A 17,929-nucleotide genomic window follows, 5' to 3' on the forward strand; every position below is an offset into this window, starting at 1 on the left:
GCGAGCTGCCGGTGAAGGGGATTGGGGGGTCATGTCCGGTGTCTCCTTGAGAAGTGAGGTGCGGTTGTGGGGCGATGACCCGCGGCGTCGGCTCCGCGGGGCGTGCAATGGCAGTGGTGCGGCTGTGGTTACGCGGCGGCCGGGCCTTCGTCGACCGGTCGGCCGGTGGTTGTGGCGGTGCTGTGGGCGGACGCCCGGGAGAGGACGACGGTGGCGGCGATCAGCAGTCCGAGCGCTGCTCCTCCGCACGCGATGGCCGGTACGGATCCGGTGCCGGACGTCATGACGAGGAGGTCGACGGGGCGGGCGAGGAAGTGCAGATGGGGCAGCCGCCCGGCCAGGACCAGCGCGGGAGCCAGCACCTCGACCACGCAGGCGAAGGCGAGTCCGCCGGCGGCGAGCTCGGGGAACCCGTGCACGGTCAGCAGCCGGGCCAGCAGGAGCAGCACCCCGAGAGCGGCCGCCCCGACGAACGCCCCGCCGCCCCCGTACGCGAGGTGCGCTAGGTACAGCAGACCGGCGACGGCGCAGAGATGGAGTGCGACGGCCCCGAACAGCAGGGGGCGCACACCCGCGGCGAACTCCTCCAGCGCACGGCTGCCGATGAGCCGGCGGTGCGCGTGTACGGCGAAGAGGTGGGCGCACCAGGTGGCCGGGGCGAGGGCGAGGGCCAGGCCCAGCAGCGGCGCGGGGGTGACCTCCCAGGGACCTTCGGGGCCACCGCTGAGCACCTGGTCGAGCAGCGGTTCGCCGTACATGACGTAGCCGAGGAGCCAGCAGCCGTACACGTTGGCCGTGCCCGAGGAGCGGCCTTCGGCGTGCAGGGGGCCGCTGCGCAGGCTGAGCGCGAGCACGGTGAGCGCGAGGAGCGCCCCGGCGAGGGCGATCGCGAGCCGGGCCCGGCCGTCGAGCGCCCCCTCGGTGAGTCCGAGTGCCCCGACGGTCGCGATGCAGGCGGCGCCCGGCAGCAGCGCGCGGAGCGACCAGGCGGCGCGCGTCGCGATGTCGCGCTCCGGCGCGTCGGGGCCGGTCGTGGCCTGTGCCGCCACGCCGGGCACCCGTGCGAACAGCTCCTCGGCGAGCGAGAAGACATCGCGGTGCCGGTAGCGGGCGGCGGCGCGGTCGGTGACGCCATGGGCTTCGAGCCCGGCGGCGACCTCCAGCGGATCGACGGCCCGTTCGCACAGCTCGCGGTGGCGGTGCATCAGCGATTTCACGGGGTCGGCGGGGCCACGGCGCGAGGCGTTGAGCCGACGCGCGGGCACAGGGCGCGCGATCTCGGGGGCGCGGGCGGGGCGGGGGTCACCGGTGGCGGCGGGGGTCGCGGAGATCTCCGGGGCCGCAGGGGCCTCGGAAGGTGCGGGGGGATCGGAAGCTGCGGGAGTCCCGGGGGTCCCCGCGAGCGCCGCAGACTCGGATGACACCGCAGGCTCGGAAAGCCCCACAGGCTCGGCCGGCACCGCAAGCACGCCGGGCCCCGGCGCCGCCGCCGGGCCGGCCGTCCCCATCGGCCCCGCTGGATCCGATTCCGATTCCGGCTCCGTATCCCCGCCCGCGCCCTCGCCCGCGTCCCCGGCCAGGGACGGCTCGGAGACCAGGGCCCGGGAGCGGAGGTCCCAGCTTCCGCCGGTGGTCGGTGCGGCGGGTGCGTCGGACCCCTCGGTCGGGCGGCCCATGGTGATTCCTCCGTGATTGTCGCCGGCCGCGCCGGCCTGCGGTCCGCCGCGTCCCGGCCCGGCCGGCTCCTGTCCCTGCTCCTGTTCACGCATCGCCGCCACCCGCTCCCCGAGCTCCCGCGCAGACGGTCCGGGGCCCGGCGGCCCAGCTGGGCGTGCGGCCGGCCGGGGCGGCGCCCGAGGCCGTCCACGGACCCGGGACCCGCGCCTCCGGCGGGGTGGCGAACGGGCGCGGTTCGCCGTCGGCGTCCACCGCCTCGGCCTCCCTGCGCACCGGGGCGTGCGAGATCAGCTCCAGGTAGATGCCGCGGAATGCCGCGAGGTTCTGGTCGACGGTGAAGAGTTCGAGCGCGCGGGCGCGCGCCGCCGCTCCGAGCCGTGCACGGCGCTCGGGGTCCCGCAGCAGCGCGATACAGGCGTCGGCCAGCGCCCGGGGGTTGCGCGGGGGCACCACGAGCCCGGTACCGCCGATGACCTCGACGACCGCGCCGACATCCGTCGACACCGTGGCCCGGCCGCAGAACATCGCCTCGACGAGACCGGTCGGAAAGCCCTCCATCACGCTGGACAGGACGACGACCCCGCCCGCCGCGTAGGCGTCAGTCAGCTCGGGCACCTCGGCCCCGCCGAGGTCCTCGAAGGAGACCGGGTTGTCCCCGATGGCGTGCGCGTCCGTGGCCTCGTCGGGGAACAGCTGGGCGGCGAGCGCCCGGCAGTGCGCGAGATAGGCCCCGCCCTCCGTGCCTTCCGCGCCCTCCGCACCCCGGGCCGGGGCGCCGATGATCCTCAGCCGGGCGTCCGGCTCGGCCTTCCGTACCTCCGCGAAGGCGTGCAGCAGCGCGATCAGGTCCTTGGCGGGCTCGATCGGCCCGACCCAGACCAGGGTGTCGCCGGGGCCGCTGTCGCCGCTCTCCCCCAGCGCCGTGAAGCGGTCGGACTCCATGCCGGGGTGGACGGTGCGCAGCTTCTCCCGCTCGGCGCCGCACCGCTCCTGCCAGCGGCGGGCGTGGGTGTTGCCCGGGGTGACGATCGCGGCCTGCCGGTACACCTCGGTGGCCAGCCGCCCGTGCAGGTTGGCGAGCAGGGCGCGCACCGGCGCGTTCAGCGTGGTGTCGGTCGCCGCGAGGTAGTGCGCCCGCAGCCGCACGCCGTGCTCGGTGACCAGCAGCGGCACCCCGAAGAAGCGTTTGGCCAGCAGTCCTGGCAGTGCGCCGGCGCCACCGGACGTCGCGTGACAGAGGTCGACCGCGCCGAGGCCCTCCTCGTCGTACCAGTCGAGCGAGAGGGGGCGGAGCACCCGGTCGAGTTCCCGGGCGAAGGCGAGGAGGTCGGGGACGGTGGCGGTCTGGACGGTGCGCCCGGTGCCCGGGGCGCGGCAGGCCGCTTCGAGTACCCGCACGGCGGTTTCGGAGCGGAGGGCCGCGGTGAGTCCGCCGTGTTCGCGGGCCAGTTCGGCGAGTCCGTACAGGCCGTCCGTGAACTGCGCGTCCGCAAGGGACATACGCCCTTCGCCGCCCGGTTCACCCGTACCCGCGGCACCGTCCTCGCCGCCCCCCGCGTCCGCCGCGCAGACCGAGGCCACGAGCGCCGCGAAGTGCGCCTCGAAGCGCCGCCGTTCGCGCCGTCCGTACGGTCGGGCGCCGCCGCCGGTCACCATCCGGGCGAGCAGCCCCCTGGGGGCCCTGGTGCCCCGTACGTCCGCGTCGGCCGTCCAGAGCGGTGCCGTCCGTACCCGGCCGACCTGCGCCGGGAGCGGGACCCAGCCGCGCTCCTCCTCTTCGGCGGAGCGGCTGAGCGCGAAGAGATCGAACTCGTGCTGCGTGAGGCCACGCACCAGACGGTCGCACCAGAGTCCGGACTCACCGCCGGCATACGGGTAACCACCGTCGGTGAGGAGTCCGATCCGCACGAGCACACCCCCGATCTCCCTTGTGGGCGGCCGCCGTTGGAATGGCGGCTCACAGCGGGACGACCGTAAGCGGATACGCCGGTGGTGCGACGGACGGTTGTCCGTCGCACCACCGAAAGGGGTGAACCGTCGTAACTTTCCCGCCCCAGTAGCGTTCTGTCGCGCTATGGGAGCGAGCGGTCACTCAGGGTCAGGCGGCGGCCAGCTCCTTGCGAGCCGCGCGGCGCACCGTCGCGAGCGCCGGATCGAGCGCGGGAACGGCCGCCAGCAGCTGCTTGGTGTACGGGTCCCGCGGGTTCCCGTACACCTGGTCCACCGCGCCCTCCTCGACGATCCGGCCCTGCCGCATGACGGCGACCCGGTCGCTGACCTGCCGTACGACGGCGAGGTCGTGGGCGATGAAGACCAGGGCGAGTCCCAGTTCCCGCTGGAGTTCCGCGAGCAGGGCGGTCACCTGGGCCTGGGTCGTCACGTCGAGCGCGGAGACCGCCTCGTCGCAGACGATCAGCTCCGGCTCGGCGGCCAGTGCCCGTGCGATACCGACGCGCTGGCGCTGCCCGCCGCTGAACTCGTGCGGGTAGCGGTCGTAGCTGTCCGGGTCGAGTCCGACCCGGGTCAGCAGGTCCCGCACCCGCGCCCTGATCGCGGCCTCGTCGCGCTGCCCACGGGCCCGCAGCGGGTCGGCGACCGATTCGCCGACCGAGCGGCGCGGGTTGAGGGAGGAGACGGGGTCCTGGAAGACCATCTGCACCCGGGCGTCGCGGGTGAGCCGCCCCGAGGTGGGCTCCAGCAGTCCGACGAGCATCCGCCCGAGGGTGGTCTTGCCGCTGCCGCTCTCCCCGACGATGCCGAGGGTCTCGCCGCGCCGGACGGTGAGGGAGACCCCGTCGACGGCGGCGAGCGCGGTCTTTCCCCTGCCGAACACCTGCCGGACGCCGTCGGCCTCGACGAGCACCTCGCCGTCGTCCGCCGCCGCGCCGGACCGGTCGCGCGCCTCCGTCACCCGGGGCACCGCCGCCAGCAGCGCCTTCGTGTACGGCTCGCGCGGTGCCACGAGCACCTCGCCCACCGGTCCGCGTTCCACCGCCCGGCCCGACTGCATGACCAGCACCTCGTCGACCGACTCCGCCGCCACGCCCACGTCGTGCGTGACCAGCAGCAGCCCCATGCCCGTCTCGCGGCGCAGGTCGTGGAGCAGGTCGAGGATCTGGGCCTGGACGGTGACGTCCAGGGCGGTCGTCGGCTCGTCGGCGATGAGCAGCTGGGGCTCGCAGGCCAGGGCCATCGCGATCAGCGCCCGCTGCCGCATCCCACCGGAGAACTCGTGCGGCCTCGACCGGGAGCGCCGTACCGCGTCGGGGATCCCGACCCGGTCCAGCACCTCCACCGCCCGCGCCCGCGCCGCCCGGCGGGAGGCCCGGTTGTGCACCCGGTACACCTCGGCGATCTGGTCGCCCACCGCGTAGTACGGGTCCAACGAGGACAGCGGGTCCTGGAAGACCATCGCGGCCTTCGCGCCCCGCAGGGCCCGCAGTTCCGCGTCGTCCGCCGCCGTCACGTCCACCCCGGCGACCCGGATCGAGCCGCCGACCTTCGCACCGGTCCCGCGGTGCAGTCCGAGCAGCGCGTACGCCGAGGCGCTCTTGCCGGAGCCGGACTCCCCCACGACTCCGAGCGCGCCGCCGGCCTCCAGCGAGAACGACAGCCCGTCCACGGCTCGTACGTCGCCGAACGAGATCGAGAGATCGGAGACTTCGACCAGGCTCATGCCAGTACCACCCGTCGGTCGGCCATCGCCTGGAGAATGTCGGCGACGGCATTGGCGAGGACCACGAAGAATCCGGTGACGAGCACCAGCCCGACGACCACCGGAAGGTCCACGTGCTTCACGGCGTCGACGAGTTCACGGCCGACCCCCGGAATCCCGAAGAGCGATTCGGTGAGGACGGCGCCACCGAACATCGAGCCGATGTCGAGTGCGCCGAGCGCGATCACCGGCGCCAGCGCACCGCGCAGCGCGTGCCGTCCCACGAGCGCCCGTTCGCCGACCCCGTACGCCCTGAAGGTGCGCACATGGTCCTCGGCCAGGGTCTCCAGCATTGAGGCCCGGGTCATCCGGGCGTACGGGGCCGCGGACACCAGGGCCAGGGAGATCCAGGGCAGCAGCAGGTTCCAGGCCCACTGCTCCGGGTCTTCGGTGAGCGGTACGTAGTCCGGGAACGGCAGGATCTGGAGCGCCGTGACCAGGACGATGATCAGCAGCAGTCCGATGACGAAGACCGGGGTCGCCATGCCCGCCAGGGTGATCCAGGTCAGGACGCGCTCGGTCAGCCGGCCGCGCCGCCACACCGAGAGCAGTCCGGTGCCGACGCCGAGCAGCATCCACAGCACGAAGGCGCCGACGGCGAGCGAGGCGGTGGCCGGGAGCTTGGTCAGGATCAGCTCGGTGACCTGCTGGTCGCTCTGGTACGAGAGCCCCAGGCAGGGCGCCTGGCAGTGCAGCACGCCGGTGCCGGTCGAGTAGTCGCGGCCGGTGAAGAGCCCCTGGAGGAAGTGCGCGTACTGCAGGTACAACGGGTCGCCCAGGTGCAGCTGTTCGCTGACCTGCGCCACCTGCGCGGGCGAGCAGCGCGGACCGCAGGCGATCTGCGCGACATTGCCGGGGGCGACGTAGAAGGCGGCGTAGACGACGACGCTGAGGGCTAGCAGCACGAAGAGTGCTCCGCCGATCCGTCTGAGCAGGAACCACTTCACGCGTCGGCCTCCTTCTTCCGTCCGGTGCCGATCCGCAGCCGGGACTCGGCGCGCGGGTCGAGCGCGGTGCGTACGCCCTCGCCGAGGACGGTCAGCGCCAGCACGGTGACGAAGAGCAGCAGGGCGGGGATCAGCAGATAGGTGGGCGCCGCCTGGTACCAGGTGTCGGCGTCGCTGAGCATCTGTCCCCAGGACGGCGTGGGCGGCTTGATGCCCACGCCGAGGAAGGACAGGGCCGCCTCGACGACGATGTTCGACGGGAAGAGCAGCACCGCGTAGGTGATGACGGGCGCGGCCAGTGCGGGCAGCAGTTCGCGCCTGGCGATCTGCCAGGAGCCCCAGCCGCTGAGCCGGGCGGCGGCGACGTGGTCGCGCGATTTCAGCGAGAGCGTCTGGGCGCGCACGATCTTCGAGGTCCCGGACCAGCCGACCAGGCCGATGATCACGGCGATCAGGACCGGGCGGGGGAAGCTCGCGGGTACGACGGCGAGCGCGCCGAGCGCGATCACCATGACGGGCAGCGCGACCACGACGTCGGTGACCCGGCTGAGCGCCTGGTCGACGAAGCGGTTGCCGAGCCCCGCCGCGAGCCCGATGGAGACGCCGATGAGCACCTGGAGCAGGGTCGCGGCGAGCGCGACACCGAGCGAGACCCGGGCCCCGTACACGACGCGGGCGAACAGGTCGCGTCCGGTGAGCGGTTCGACGCCGAGCCAGTGCTCGGCGCTGATCCCGCCGAAGGAGCCGACCGGCACCCCGCCGGTGGCGGAGTCGACGAGGTCGGGATGGTACGTGGTGGGGTCCTGGCCCTCGATGCCCGCGAGCAGCGGTGCGGCGAGCGCCACCAGGACCAGCAGGGCGACGATCGCGGCCGCCACGAGGGCCGCGCGCCGGGCGCGCAGCCGCCGCCAGAACGGATTGGCCCCGGAGGCGGGGACCTTCGCGGTCCCCGCCTCCTCGACCAGAGTTGCCTCTGCCATGACTACTTGACCGCGACCTGCGAGATGTCGAGCACGCCGGTCCAGTCGCTGATCACGACGTTCTTGACGGCCTCGCCGTACAGGCGCTTGTAGACCGGGTGGAACAGCGGCACGGTCAGCGCCTGCTCACCGACCTTCTTGTCGAGCGCGCCCCAGCGCTTCGCGGCGGCGTCCAGGTCGGTCAGCTTGTTGATCTCGTCGATCTCCTTGTTGACCGCGGAGTCGTTCAGCTGGCCGGAGTTGAAGTTGTAGCCCGACTTGACGATCTGGCGCCCGTCGAAGATCGGCGCGAAGAACGGGCCGCCGGACGGCCAGTCCGCGCCCCAGCCGCCGAGGAAGAAGCCGGGCTCGCTCTTCACGTTGTAGACGGTGTCGGAGTAGTCGTTGGACTCCAGGCCCTGGAGCTTGACGGTGATTCCGGCCTTCTTCAGCGCCTCCTGGAGCGCGGTGGCGATCTCCGGGCTCGTCGCGAAGTCCTTGTCGTTGGAGTGCGTGAGGGTGACGGTCAGCCCCTTGGGGTAGCCGGCCTCCTTCAGCAGTTCCTTGGCCTTGGCCGCGTTGCCGTTCTTACCGGCCGGGAAGTGGTCGTACGGCGTGTAGCCGAAGGCCGCCTGGTCGGGCAGGAAGGTGGTGGCGGGCTCGGCGAGCGAGGAGCCGCCGGCCGCGTTGACCACGGAGGAGCGGTCGACGGCGTACGAGATCGCCTGACGCACCTTCGGGTTGTCGAACGGCTTCACCTTCGGGTTGAACGCGATGTAGTTGGTGTAACCGAAGTGGCCGGTGCCGACGCGGGCGGCGAGCTTCTTGTCGCCGGTGACCTTGGCGAGTTCGGCCGGGCCCAGGTTGGTGTCGGTGGTGACGGCGGCGGCGTCGGCGCCCTGCGAGGCGGACAGGCGCTGGTTGATGACGGCGGAGTCGAGCCCGGAGCGCACGTCGATCCGGTCGGGGTATGCCTTGCGCTCCTCGTCGGTCGCCACCGACCAGTGCGGGTTGCGCTCCAGGACCAGGCGCTCGCCGTCACCCTCGTTCTTGACGACCTTGTACGGGCCCGAGGAGATCGGGTGCTCCTCGTACTTGGTGCCCGTGTCCTTGGCCCTGGGCACCGGGGTCGTCTGGGTCTGCGTGGCCAGGAAGGGGAATTCGCCCTCCGGCTTGTTGAGGTGGAAGACGATCGTCTTCGCGTCGGGCGTCTCGATCGAGTCGAGGCCCTTCCTGTCCTTGTACGGGCCCTGGTAGTCGGCGCCGCCGATCAGCCAGTCGCGCAGGTAGGGCGCGCCGCCGGAGAGCTCGGCGGCGAAGGAGCGCTCGATGCCGTACTTGATGTCGGCACTGGTGATCGCGGTGCCGTCCTCGTACTTCAGGCCGTCCTTGAGGGTGTACGTCCACACGGTGGCGTTCTTGCTGGGCGTACCCAGGTCGGTCGCGAGGTCGGGGACGACCTTCGCGCCGGCGGCGCCGTCCTCCCGGTTGCGGGTGGTGAGCGTACGGAAGACCAGGGACGGGACGTTGCCGCCGCCGGAGGTGTAGAGCCGCGCGGGGTCGAAGTCCTCCTGCGGCTTGCTGTTGAGGACGGTGAGCGTGCCGCCCTTCTGCGGCTTGCCCGCCGCACCGGAGCTGCCGTCGCCGCCCTTGTTGTCCTTGGGTCCGCAGGCCGCGGCACCCGCCGCCACGACGAGTACTGCGGTGGCCGCGGCCACGCGGCGCGATATGACGGACGGTTGACGCATCGGAAGATGACCTCTCGGATGTACTGCCTGAGCAAAACGGGACGTAAGGGTTCCGCGCAGGCAGCGACGAGAGCGAGTGCACACAGCCGGTCGACGACCGGAGAAGCCGACCGGTGACAACGAACCGCCGCGCCTGCGGAGGGATTGCGCCGGGCGCGGCGGTCATGCGTGGCGGCCCGGCCCGTTAAGGGCTCGGACGGCGGGCGGACGCGCGCTCGGGCAGGCGTCAGCAACAGTCGATGTCGGCGACACTGTGCCCGGTCACACCGATGAGCGCCAGCTCTATGGCTGCGCGATCGGGGAGGACGGGGCCGTGTGACATGCCGAGAAATATGGATCACCGCCCAGGGGATGTCAACGTGAATTGAGACAGTGATCTCACCATGCGGACGGGGTGCGGGCAGGCGGGCACCGGTTCCGCTTACGGCCACGGTGCCCGGCATGCCGAAGGGGCGGGCCCGTCGCACTCGCGGACCCACCCCTTTCCGGATCAACTGGTCGGATACACCCAGGCGTTGGGGCGGCACTTGATCCCGTCGATGTTCAGCGACTTGGTCTGCTGCTGCATCACCGGAGCGAGGGTTCCGGCCGTGCCGCAACTCACATGGTTGTGGCCCAGCCGGTGGCCGACCTCATGGTTGATCAGCATCTGGCGGTAGGCGAAGAGTTTGTCCGGTCCGAAGGTCGACGACCCCTGTGCCCAGCGGTAGGCGTTGATCATCACGCGCTCGGTCGCCGCGGAGTCGCAACTGACGTTGTCCTCCGTGGTGTCCAGACCGGACTTCTCGCACCACTCGCCGGTGGTCCCGGGGCTGGCCAGGGTGATGACGAAGTCGGGATCGCCGGAGGAGATCCGCTCGAAGGTCATCGCCCCGTCGTGCGCCCAGCTGCGGTCGTCGTTGAGCGTCTCCTGGACGGCCCTGGCGAAGAGTTCGGCGTCGAGACCGAGGCCCTTCTCCACGTCGATCCGGTACTGGTACTTGTGCCCCCGACCGGGAGCCTTCGCCTTCCCCGGAACCGTCTCGAACTTTCCGGACGCCGTCAGCTCCGGCGCGAGCGGATAGGCCTTGGCCATCTTCTGCTCGTACGTGAGCGGCTTGACCCGCACCGGCTCCGGGGTCGCCCGGTCGTCCGAGCGGGAGGTGCCGTCGAGGCCGGCCCGGTCGACGCCCGCGGGCTGCGCGGCGGTGGTCCCGCCGCCGTCCTGGGCGACCTGCCCGGCCACGACCACCGCGAGCACGGTGGTCACCGCGGCGGCCGCGATCCCGGTGAAGGTGCGCCCCTTGGAGCCCTTGCCGTCCTTGCTCTCCTTGCCGACGGCCGGATCGACGGCGGCGCCGGGCGGTCGCTCGTCCCACTCGCCGACCGAGGCGTACGGATCGGCAGGGCGGGCCGGCGGGACGGAGGGCCCGCGCGGTGCGGGCGGCGCGGGCGGCGCGTCGAACGCTTCGACGAACTCGCGCCGCGGTCCCGGTATCAGCGGCCGGGTGCCGGTCTGCGGCTGCTGCCGGGGCGCCGCCTGCGGCTGGGCCGAAGCCTGCCGCCCCTCGGTCCGGGGGTCCTCGGCCCGGAACCGGGGCTGGGGCCCGGTCCCCCAGCCGCCGCCGGGTTCGCGCTGCTCGGGGTGGCCGCCGCGGACGTGCCCGGCCTGCTGGAACGGGGCGTGCCCGTCGGAGCCGGACGGCGCGTCGGCGGACCTGCGGCGCCGGCCGGTGCCGGGGCCCGGCGGCCGGACGCCCTCGCGGTCGCCGCCCGCGGTCGCGGCGGCGGCCTCGCTGTCGGACCCCGAGGGTTTGGGGCCCTTTCGACTATGTCGTCCCACGCCCCGGATCAGCTCCCGCCGCGTTCTTCGAGCAGTTCCCGGAAGGCCTGGGCGACCACCTCCGGGTACTCCATCATCGCCACGTGCCCCGCGTCGGGCAGCGTCAGCAGCCGTGAATCGCGGAAGGCCGCGGCCGCCCTGCGCGCCATCCGGTACGAGACCAACTGGTCCCGTCCGCCGTACACGAGCTGGGTCGGTGCGAGCACCCGCTCGGCCTGGCGCCACAGTCCGTGCTGACCGCCGAGCGTGTACGCATCGACAATGCCACGTGCCGAGCGCGCCATCGCGTCCCAGAAGTACGGCAGTTCCATCCGGCGCTCCGTTTCGGCCACCGCCGCGCGGAAGCCCGCCTCGGAGACCCGCCCCGGATCGCCGTAACAGAGCGCCATCACGCCACGGGTACGGTCCTCCGCGGACCACTCCCTGGTCAGCCGGGCGAACAGGCCGGCCACACCGGGCACCGCGAGCAGCCCCGTCGGCATGGCGGACCGCTGCACCCGGATCTCGGGGAGCGCGGGCGAGACGAGGGTGAGGGTGCGCACCAGGTCGGGACGGACCGCGGCGACCCGGGTGGCCACGGCGCCGCCGAGCGAATTGCCGAACAGGTGGACCGGCCCGCGCTCCCCGGCGTCGAGGAACCGGATCACGGCGCGGGCGTGCCCGGCGACCGAGTAGTTCCCGTCGTCCGGCGGCGGGGAGTCGCCGAAGCCGGGCAGATCGACGGCCTCGCCGTCCACCACGTCCTGGAGCAGCGGCATCAGCGCCGACCAGTTCTGCGAGGAGCCGCCGAGCCCGTGCACATAGAGCGCGGGCGGCAGTCCGGCCCGCTGCGGAGGCCGGGACCGGACGGTCAGCGTCAGCCCGGGGAGCGCGACGGAGCGCAGTTCCTCCCCCTGCGCGACCCCGACGGTGCCCAGCGTGGGAGACGCCGCGGCGGCGACGGCACGGACGCCAGGCAGCTCGGTCGAAGACATGCGGCAATGTTACGAGACGATCACACCCCGATTCGTGTGTTCGCGGTCACAGACCGCGTAGCGGCCCGCCGGGGTAGCTCCTACGCTCGAAGCAAGGAAGGGAGTCACCATGACGGTCGACCCCAGCGACCCGGAGACCTTCGAGGAGATCCAGCCGGACGAACCGGACCAGGAGACGCCCCGGGCCGACGCCGCCGAGCAGCAGGCCGATCTTCAGCAGCGGCGCGACGAACCGCTCACGGAGATCGACCGGGACAGTGCCAACGAGGCGGATGCGGCGGAGCAGGCCCGCTTCGTCGCACAGGATGAGGACGAATACCGCTGATACAACCTGATTTGTCCCAGTGGCCGAGGAATCTGTGGCTACCGCAGCCGTCCGGTCCATGAAATTCTGCGTCCGCGCCGCGCGTACCCGGGTTACCCAAAAGTACGATGGCTGTACGGCGCAGCGTGCACGGAAAAGCTGTGTCCGATCACAAATTTGGGAGGCGGCGTGACAGCCATCGAGCAGACCGAGGCGGCGCGCCCGCGAGGCACTCGCCTGCCTCGCCGCGCCCGACGCAATCAGCTGCTGGGCGCCGCGCAGGAAGTCTTCGTGGCGCAGGGCTACCACTCCGCCGCGATGGACGACATCGCCGAGCGGGCCGGGGTCAGCAAGCCGGTGCTCTACCAGCACTTCCCGGGCAAGCTGGAGCTCTATCTGGCCCTTCTCGACCAGCACTGCGAATCGCTTCTCCAGGCGGTCCGTACGGCGCTGGCGTCGACCACCGACAACAAGCTGCGTGTCGCCGCGACGATGGACGCGTACTTCGCGTACGTCGAGGACGAGGGCGGCGCCTTCCGGCTGGTCTTCGAGTCCGACCTGACCAACGAGCCGGCGGTGCGCGAGCGCGTCGACCGGGTCTCGCTGCAGTGCGCGGAGGCGATCTCCGACGTCATCGCCGGTGACACGGGGCTGTCCAAGGACGAATCGATGCTGCTCGCGGTCGGCCTGGGCGGTGTCTCCCAGGTGGTGGCCCGCTACTGGCTCTCCAGCCGGTCGGCCATTCCGCGCGACACCGCGGTCCAGCTGCTCACGTCGCTGGCCTGGCGGGGCATCGCGGGCTTCCCGCTGCACGGCATCGATCAGCACTGACGCGGGCCGCCCGGCGCGGCCGCGCCCGTGTTCGCTGCGGGCGTTGCCCACCGGCCACTGGCGGCCCCCCTCAGCGGGCTAATGTGTGCTGGGTACGGCGCGGCTCACCGCGCAGGGACTGACCGTCGGAGGGACATAGCCGTGGAGGTCAAGATCGGGGTGCAGCACACGCCCCGGGAGATCGTTCTGGAGAGCGGGCTTTCCGCCGAAGAGGTCGAGAGCACGGTCGCCGAGGCGCTCACCGGTAAGGCGCAGCTGCTCAGCCTCACGGACGAGAAGGGCCGCAAGGTCCTGGTGCCGGCCGACCGGATCGCTTACGTGGAGATCGGCGAGCCCAGCACGCGGCGCGTGGGGTTCGGCGCGCTGTAGTCCAGCACGCTCTCAGCAGTGACCGTGGCGGCGGCCCGGTGGGACTACTTCCCACCGGGCCGCCGCCCGTTCCCGCCGGTGCCGGCGTTCTCCGTGTGAAGCCTGTGCCCAGGAGGGTTGCGTTCCGCGGCCCACGGGTAGGACCGCTAACGACCGATTTACCCGCCCCGCAACTCGCGAGGTGATCACCTGTGATCCTGGAACCGCTCGGCTCCGCAGTGCTCGGACTCGCCCTCGCCTGGCTGGCGCTCCGCTTCCTGCCGGACCGGCTCCCGTCCCGCCGTGCCGTCCTCACCACCGGCGCCCTGGGAGCCCTGTTCGGCGCATATCTCATGCACTCGGTGCTGGGTCCGGGCCATGTCGTGGCCACGCTGGTCGGCGCGGCGCTGGTCGGGGCCGTGACGCTCTCGCTGCTGATCCGGCCGCGGAGCAGCAGCCGGCTGAGCCGATCAGCGGCGGCCTGACGGCCGGCCCGGCGGGCCGGCCCCCGATGATCCGGTTACGCGGCCAGTCCCAGCGCCGCCATCCGCTTGGTGTGCGCCTCGGTGATCCGCGAGAACATCCGGCCGACCTCCGCCAGGTCGAAGCCGTCGGCCACGCCACCGACGAGCATCGTCGACAGCGCGTCGCGGTCGGCCACCACCCGCTGCGCCTGGGAGAGCGCCTCGCCCATCAGCCGGCGCGCCCAGAGCGCGAGCCGGCCGCCGACACGCGGGTCCGCCTCGATCGCGGCGCGCACCTTCTCGACGGCGAAGTTCCCGTGCCCGGTGTCGTCGAGCACGGCGAGGACGAGGGAGCGGGTGTCCGAGTCGAGGCGGACCGCGACCTCCCGGTAGAAGTCACTGGCGATCGAGTCGCCGACGTACGCCTTGACCAGGCCCTCCAGCCAGTCCGACGGCGCGGTCTGGCGGTGGAAGTCGTCGAGAGCCTTGGCGAAGGGTTCCATCGCGCCGGTCGGCTCCACGTCGATCGCGGTCAGCCGGTCGGTGAGCCGCTCGAAGTGATGGAATTCGGCGGAGGCCATCTTTGCCAGCTCCGCCTTGTCGGCCAGCGTCGGCGCGAGTTTGGCGTCCTCGGCGAGCCGCTCGAAGGCCGCCAGCTCCCCGTAAGCGAGTGCTCCCAGCAGGTCCACGACCGCTGCCCGGTACTGCGGCTCCGCGGACGCCGTGGCCCAGTCCTGGGCGGCGATTCCGGTGGGTTCGGAGGTTTCAGTGGCGTTGTCAGGCGTCTCCATGAAGCGCAGAATAGCCCGCCCGGCGGGGGACGGAGGGGCCTGGCCGGCCAGTGACATCACACCGTTCCGATGAATTCGCCCAACACACATGCACAAATCCGAGGTACAGTGGTATTGCGCCTACTGAGTATTTTGGACGTGCCGGTGGCGTGAAAATGGTGAAAACGAATGAGGATGCCCGGTCGGTGGCCCGATCGGCTCCGACCCGACAGCCCTCCACGCGGGTCGTACGACACGTACGACCGCAGATGAGGGGCCCCCTCAGCGGCACGAGCGCTCGAGCGACGGCAGTGGTCCCGCGCCACCCGGCCCATCCACGGCCGGATGACCAACCCCGGCACGGTACGACCCCCAGCGTTCGCCTCGGACCGCGTCTCACAGAAGAGGCAGCACCCTGACTACGTTTCGTGAACTCGGGATTCTTCCCGAGACGGCCGAGGCCCTTGAGGCCGTCGGCATTGTGTCCCCGTTCCCCATCCAGGAGATGACGCTCCCCGTCGCGCTCTCCGGCTCCGATGTCATCGGCCAGGCCAAGACCGGCACGGGCAAGACCCTCGGTTTCGGTCTGCCGCTGCTGGAGCGCGTCACCGTCCCCGCGGACGTCGAGGCCGGCCGGGCCGCGCCCGAGGAGCTGACCGAGGCGCCGCAGGCGCTCGTCGTCGTCCCCACCCGTGAGCTCTGCCAGCAGGTGACCAACGACCTGCTGACCGCCGGCAAGGTGCGCAACGTCCGCGTCCTCGCGATCTACGGCGGCCGCGCGTACGAGCCGCAGGTCGAGGCCCTGAAGAAGGGCGTCGACGTGATCGTCGGCACCCCGGGCCGCCTGCTCGACCTGGCCGGGCAGCGCAAGCTCGACCTCTCGCACGTCCGGGCGCTGGTGCTCGACGAGGCCGACGAGATGCTCGACCTGGGCTTCCTGCCCGACGTCGAGAAGATCATCACGATGCTTCCGGCGAAGCGCCAGACGATGCTGTTCTCGGCGACCATGCCGGGCGCCGTCATCGGTCTCGCGCGTCGCTACATGTCGCAGCCGACGCACATCCGCGCCACCTCGCCCGACGACGAGGGCGCGACCGTCGCGAACATCTCGCAGCACGTCTTCCGGGCCCACTCGATGGACAAGCCGGAGATGGTCTCCCGCATCCTGCAGGCCAACGGCCGCGGGCTCGCGATGATCTTCTGCCGCACCAAGCGCACGGCCGCCGACATCGCCGAGCAGCTGGAGAAGCGCGGCTTCGCGTCCGGCGCGGTCCACGGCGACCTCGGCCAGGGCGCCCGCGAGCAGGCGCTGCGCGCGTTCCGCAACGGCAAGGTGGACGTGCTCGTCTGCACCGACGTCGCGGCGCGCGGTATCGATGTCGAGGGTGTGACCCACGTCATCAACTACCAGTCGCCGGAGGACGAGAAGACCTACCTGCACCGCATCGGCCGGACCGGCCGCGCGGGCGCCAAGGGCATCGCGATCACGCTGGTCGACTGGGACGACATCCCGCGCTGGCAGCTGATCAACAAGGCGCTCGACCTGAAGTTCAACGACCCGGTCGAGACCTACTCCACCTCGCCGCACCTCTTCGAGGAGCTCGACATCCCGGCCGGCACCAAGGGTGTCCTGCCGCGCGCCGAGCGGACCCGGGCGGGTCTGCGGGCCGAGGAGATCGAGGACCTCGGCGAGACGGGCGGCCGCGGCCGCAAGTCCGCCGCGGCTTCGGCGCCCGCCGTCCGCGAGGAGCGCGCACCGCGCACGCCGCGTCAGCGACGTCGCACCCGGGGCGGCTCCGCCGTCTCCGACACGGCGTCCACCGCCGCGGTGCCGGCCCCGTCCGCCGAGGCCGGCGACGCCCCGGCGGAGCCGCGTACGCCGCGCCGCCGTCGCCGTACCCGGGTCGGTGCCGCGGAGGCCGCTGCCGAGGCCGTGGTGAGCACGGTGGAGGCCGTGGTCGAGGTCGTGGTGGAGCCGAAGGCCGCCAAGGCTGCCAAGGCCACCCCGGTCGAGGCCGAGCCCGTGGCCGAGACCAAGCCGCGCCGCCGCCGCGCCCGCGTGGTCAAGCCGGCCGAGGACGAGGTCGACTTCCAGATCGCCCCGTTCTCCGAGCCGGTGGCCGAGACGAAGACGGTGACCAAGCCGCGTCGCCGCCCCCGTGTCGTCAAGCCGGCCGAGGACGAGGTCGACTTCCAGATCGCCCCGATCTCCGAGCCCGTGGCCGAGACCAAGCCGCGCCGCCGCACCCGTGCGGCCGCCAAGCCGAAGACGGAGACCGTGGCCGAGGCCCCGGCCGCCGAGGAGGGCGAGGCGAAGCCGCGCAGGCGCCGGGCGCCGCGCGCGGCCGCCGCCAAGACCGAAGGCTGAGCAGCAGCCGACCGACGCCGGACGGGCCCGAGGACATCCTCGGGCCCGTCCGGCGTTCGCGCACCTCCGCACCGCCCCCGGGCCGGGCCCGACCACGGGCCTGTCCCACCCTGAGCCGCCGGACAGGCCCTACCCTCGTCCCATGAGCCGGCCGCACACCTTCACCCCGCCCCCCTGCGCCCACGCCCACCAGCTGCGCACCTCGCGCGGCGGCTTCGCCGTGCTGGACGCCTCGCCGCCCGGTGCCGTGCGCGGCACCGCCCTCCTGCTGCCCGGATACATGGGCAGCAAGGAGGACTTCATGGCGCTCCTGGAGCCACTCTCGTCCGCCGGGTACCGGATCGTCGCCGTGGACGGCCGCGGCCAGTACGAGAGCGACGGGACGGACCGTCAGGAGGATTACACGCAGCGCGAGTTGGCCCACGATGTGCTCGCGCAGGCCACCGCGCTCGGCGACGGGGGCGCGGGCACCGTGCATCTGCTGGGGCACTCGCTCGGCGGGCAGATCGCCCGCGCCGCCGTGCTGCTCGACGCCTCGCCGTTCCGCTCGCTGACGCTCATGTCGTCGGGGCCCGCCGAGGTCGTCGAGGCCCAGCAGCTCAAGGTGAAGGTGCTCAGCGACGCGCTCGCGACGCTGAGCATGGCCCGGGTGTGGGACGCGATGCGCGCCCTCGACCCGCCGGAGGAAGCGGCCACGGTGAACGGCGAGGCGCTGCGCCGGCGCTGGCTGCGCCACCGGCCCGCCCAGCTGATCGCCACCGGCCGTCAGCTGGTGACCGAGCCGGACCGGGTGGCCGAACTCGCCGCCCTGCCGCTGCCGGTCCATGTGCTCTCCGGCGAGCGCGACGACACCTGGCCGGTGCCGCTGCTCGACGAGATGGCGCGACGGCTCGGCGCGGACCGCACCCGGATCGCGGGGGCCGAGCACTCCCCCAACACGGACCGCCCGGAACAGACGGCGGCCGCGCTCGCCGCGTTCTGGGACAGTCTGTAGGCGGGGCG

At 72.5% G+C, this 17,929-nt stretch carries 16 protein-coding genes; 6 read left to right on the plus strand and 10 right to left on the minus strand.

Features of this window, described 5'->3' with window-relative positions; all coding sequences use genetic code 11:
- Positions 1–128: 128 nt before the first annotated feature.
- The 9 genes from OG842_RS13545 to OG842_RS13585 form a co-directional block, all read right to left on the minus strand.
- Complete coding sequence (locus tag OG842_RS13545) at positions 129–1,769, minus strand: hypothetical protein (RefSeq protein WP_266729853.1); 1,641 nt, start codon at positions 1,767–1,769, stop codon at positions 129–131.
- Positions 1,762–3,585, minus strand: a complete 1,824-nt coding sequence (locus OG842_RS13550) for a DUF3492 domain-containing protein (protein ID WP_266733574.1) — start codon at positions 3,583–3,585, stop codon at positions 1,762–1,764. Before OG842_RS13550 ends, OG842_RS13545 begins: the two co-directional genes overlap by 8 nt.
- 190 nt (positions 3,586–3,775) lie before the next feature.
- Positions 3,776–5,353, minus strand: a complete 1,578-nt coding sequence (locus OG842_RS13555; protein ID WP_266729854.1) for a dipeptide ABC transporter ATP-binding protein — start codon at positions 5,351–5,353, stop codon at positions 3,776–3,778.
- Complete coding sequence (locus OG842_RS13560; RefSeq protein WP_266729855.1) at positions 5,350–6,339, minus strand: ABC transporter permease; 990 nt, start codon at positions 6,337–6,339, stop codon at positions 5,350–5,352. The genes OG842_RS13555 and OG842_RS13560 overlap by 4 nt, the downstream gene beginning before the upstream one ends.
- On the minus strand, positions 6,336–7,319 hold the full coding sequence (locus OG842_RS13565; protein WP_266729856.1) for an ABC transporter permease: 984 nt from the start codon (positions 7,317–7,319) through the stop codon (positions 6,336–6,338). Before OG842_RS13565 ends, OG842_RS13560 begins: the two co-directional genes overlap by 4 nt.
- A gap of 2 nt (positions 7,320–7,321) precedes the next feature.
- The gene (locus OG842_RS13570; RefSeq protein WP_266729857.1) at positions 7,322–9,046 is read right to left on the minus strand and encodes an ABC transporter substrate-binding protein; all 1,725 of its coding nucleotides are present in this window, start codon (positions 9,044–9,046) and stop codon (positions 7,322–7,324) included.
- A gap of 226 nt (positions 9,047–9,272) precedes the next feature.
- The gene (locus OG842_RS13575) at positions 9,273–9,368 is read right to left on the minus strand and encodes an Ms4533A family Cys-rich leader peptide (protein WP_323185735.1); all 96 of its coding nucleotides are present in this window, start codon (positions 9,366–9,368) and stop codon (positions 9,273–9,275) included.
- A gap of 168 nt (positions 9,369–9,536) precedes the next feature.
- Positions 9,537–10,868, minus strand: a complete 1,332-nt coding sequence (locus tag OG842_RS13580) for a DUF3152 domain-containing protein (RefSeq protein ID WP_266729858.1) — start codon at positions 10,866–10,868, stop codon at positions 9,537–9,539.
- An 8-nt stretch (positions 10,869–10,876) separates the two neighbouring features.
- Entirely contained in the window at positions 10,877–11,842 is a 966-nt protein-coding gene (locus OG842_RS13585) for an alpha/beta fold hydrolase (RefSeq protein ID WP_266729859.1), read from the minus strand.
- A gap of 109 nt (positions 11,843–11,951) precedes the next feature.
- Between OG842_RS13585 and OG842_RS13590 the strand changes: the two genes are divergently transcribed.
- The 4 genes from OG842_RS13590 (at position 11,952) to OG842_RS13605 (ending at position 13,810) form a co-directional block, all read left to right on the plus strand.
- Positions 11,952–12,167, plus strand: a complete 216-nt coding sequence (locus tag OG842_RS13590) for a hypothetical protein (RefSeq protein ID WP_266729860.1) — start codon at positions 11,952–11,954, stop codon at positions 12,165–12,167.
- Positions 12,168–12,335: 168 nt separating this feature from the next.
- Positions 12,336–12,977 carry a TetR/AcrR family transcriptional regulator gene (locus OG842_RS13595; RefSeq protein WP_018105511.1) on the plus strand — a complete coding sequence of 214 codons (642 nt, stop codon included), beginning with the start codon at positions 12,336–12,338 and terminating at the stop codon, positions 12,975–12,977.
- Between the two features lie 141 nt (positions 12,978–13,118).
- Positions 13,119–13,346: a DUF3107 domain-containing protein gene (locus tag OG842_RS13600; RefSeq protein ID WP_218105578.1), complete on the plus strand. Its 228-nt coding sequence runs from the start codon at positions 13,119–13,121 to the stop codon at positions 13,344–13,346.
- A 191-nt stretch (positions 13,347–13,537) separates the two neighbouring features.
- The gene (locus OG842_RS13605) at positions 13,538–13,810 is read left to right on the plus strand and encodes a hypothetical protein (RefSeq protein ID WP_266729861.1); all 273 of its coding nucleotides are present in this window, start codon (positions 13,538–13,540) and stop codon (positions 13,808–13,810) included.
- Between the two features lie 35 nt (positions 13,811–13,845).
- Here the strand turns inward: OG842_RS13605 and OG842_RS13610 are convergent, their stop codons facing one another.
- The gene (locus tag OG842_RS13610) at positions 13,846–14,580 is read right to left on the minus strand and encodes a ferritin-like fold-containing protein (RefSeq protein WP_266729862.1); all 735 of its coding nucleotides are present in this window, start codon (positions 14,578–14,580) and stop codon (positions 13,846–13,848) included.
- 484 nt (positions 14,581–15,064) lie between these two features.
- Between OG842_RS13610 and OG842_RS13615 the strand changes: the two genes are divergently transcribed.
- Both OG842_RS13615 and OG842_RS13620 read left to right on the plus strand, forming a co-directional pair.
- The gene (locus OG842_RS13615) at positions 15,065–16,927 is read left to right on the plus strand and encodes a DEAD/DEAH box helicase (protein WP_266729863.1); all 1,863 of its coding nucleotides are present in this window, start codon (positions 15,065–15,067) and stop codon (positions 16,925–16,927) included.
- Positions 16,928–17,069: 142 nt separating this feature from the next.
- A complete protein-coding gene (locus tag OG842_RS13620) occupies positions 17,070–17,921 on the plus strand; it encodes an alpha/beta fold hydrolase (RefSeq protein WP_266729864.1) in 852 nt (283 codons plus the stop codon).
- Positions 17,922–17,929 lie beyond the last annotated feature (8 nt).

Source organism: Streptomyces sp. NBC_00376, assembly GCF_036077095.1.
Taxonomy (GTDB): Bacteria; Actinomycetota; Actinomycetes; order Streptomycetales; family Streptomycetaceae; genus Streptomyces.

Bases quoted from the DNA above. Each gene is read 5' to 3' on its own strand.
- OG842_RS13620 (WP_266729864.1), top strand. From the start codon at position 17,070: ATGAGCCGGCCGCACACCTTCACCCCGCCCCCCTGCGCCCACGCCCAC.
- OG842_RS13575 (WP_323185735.1), bottom strand. From the start codon at position 9,368: ATGTCACACGGCCCCGTCCTCCCCGATCGCGCAGCCATAGAGCTGGCG.
- OG842_RS13555 (WP_266729854.1), bottom strand. From the start codon at position 5,353: ATGAGCCTGGTCGAAGTCTCCGATCTCTCGATCTCGTTCGGCGACGTA.
- OG842_RS13615 (WP_266729863.1), top strand. From the start codon at position 15,065: ATGACGCTCCCCGTCGCGCTCTCCGGCTCCGATGTCATCGGCCAGGCC.
- OG842_RS13545 (WP_266729853.1), bottom strand. From the start codon at position 1,769: ATGCGTGAACAGGAGCAGGGACAGGAGCCGGCCGGGCCGGGACGCGGC.
- OG842_RS13585 (WP_266729859.1), bottom strand. From the start codon at position 11,842: ATGTCTTCGACCGAGCTGCCTGGCGTCCGTGCCGTCGCCGCCGCGGCG.
- OG842_RS13565 (WP_266729856.1), bottom strand. From the start codon at position 7,319: ATGGCAGAGGCAACTCTGGTCGAGGAGGCGGGGACCGCGAAGGTCCCC.
- OG842_RS13590 (WP_266729860.1), top strand. From the start codon at position 11,952: ATGACGGTCGACCCCAGCGACCCGGAGACCTTCGAGGAGATCCAGCCG.
- OG842_RS13570 (WP_266729857.1), bottom strand. From the start codon at position 9,046: ATGCGTCAACCGTCCGTCATATCGCGCCGCGTGGCCGCGGCCACCGCA.
- OG842_RS13610 (WP_266729862.1), bottom strand. From the start codon at position 14,580: ATGGAGACGCCTGACAACGCCACTGAAACCTCCGAACCCACCGGAATC.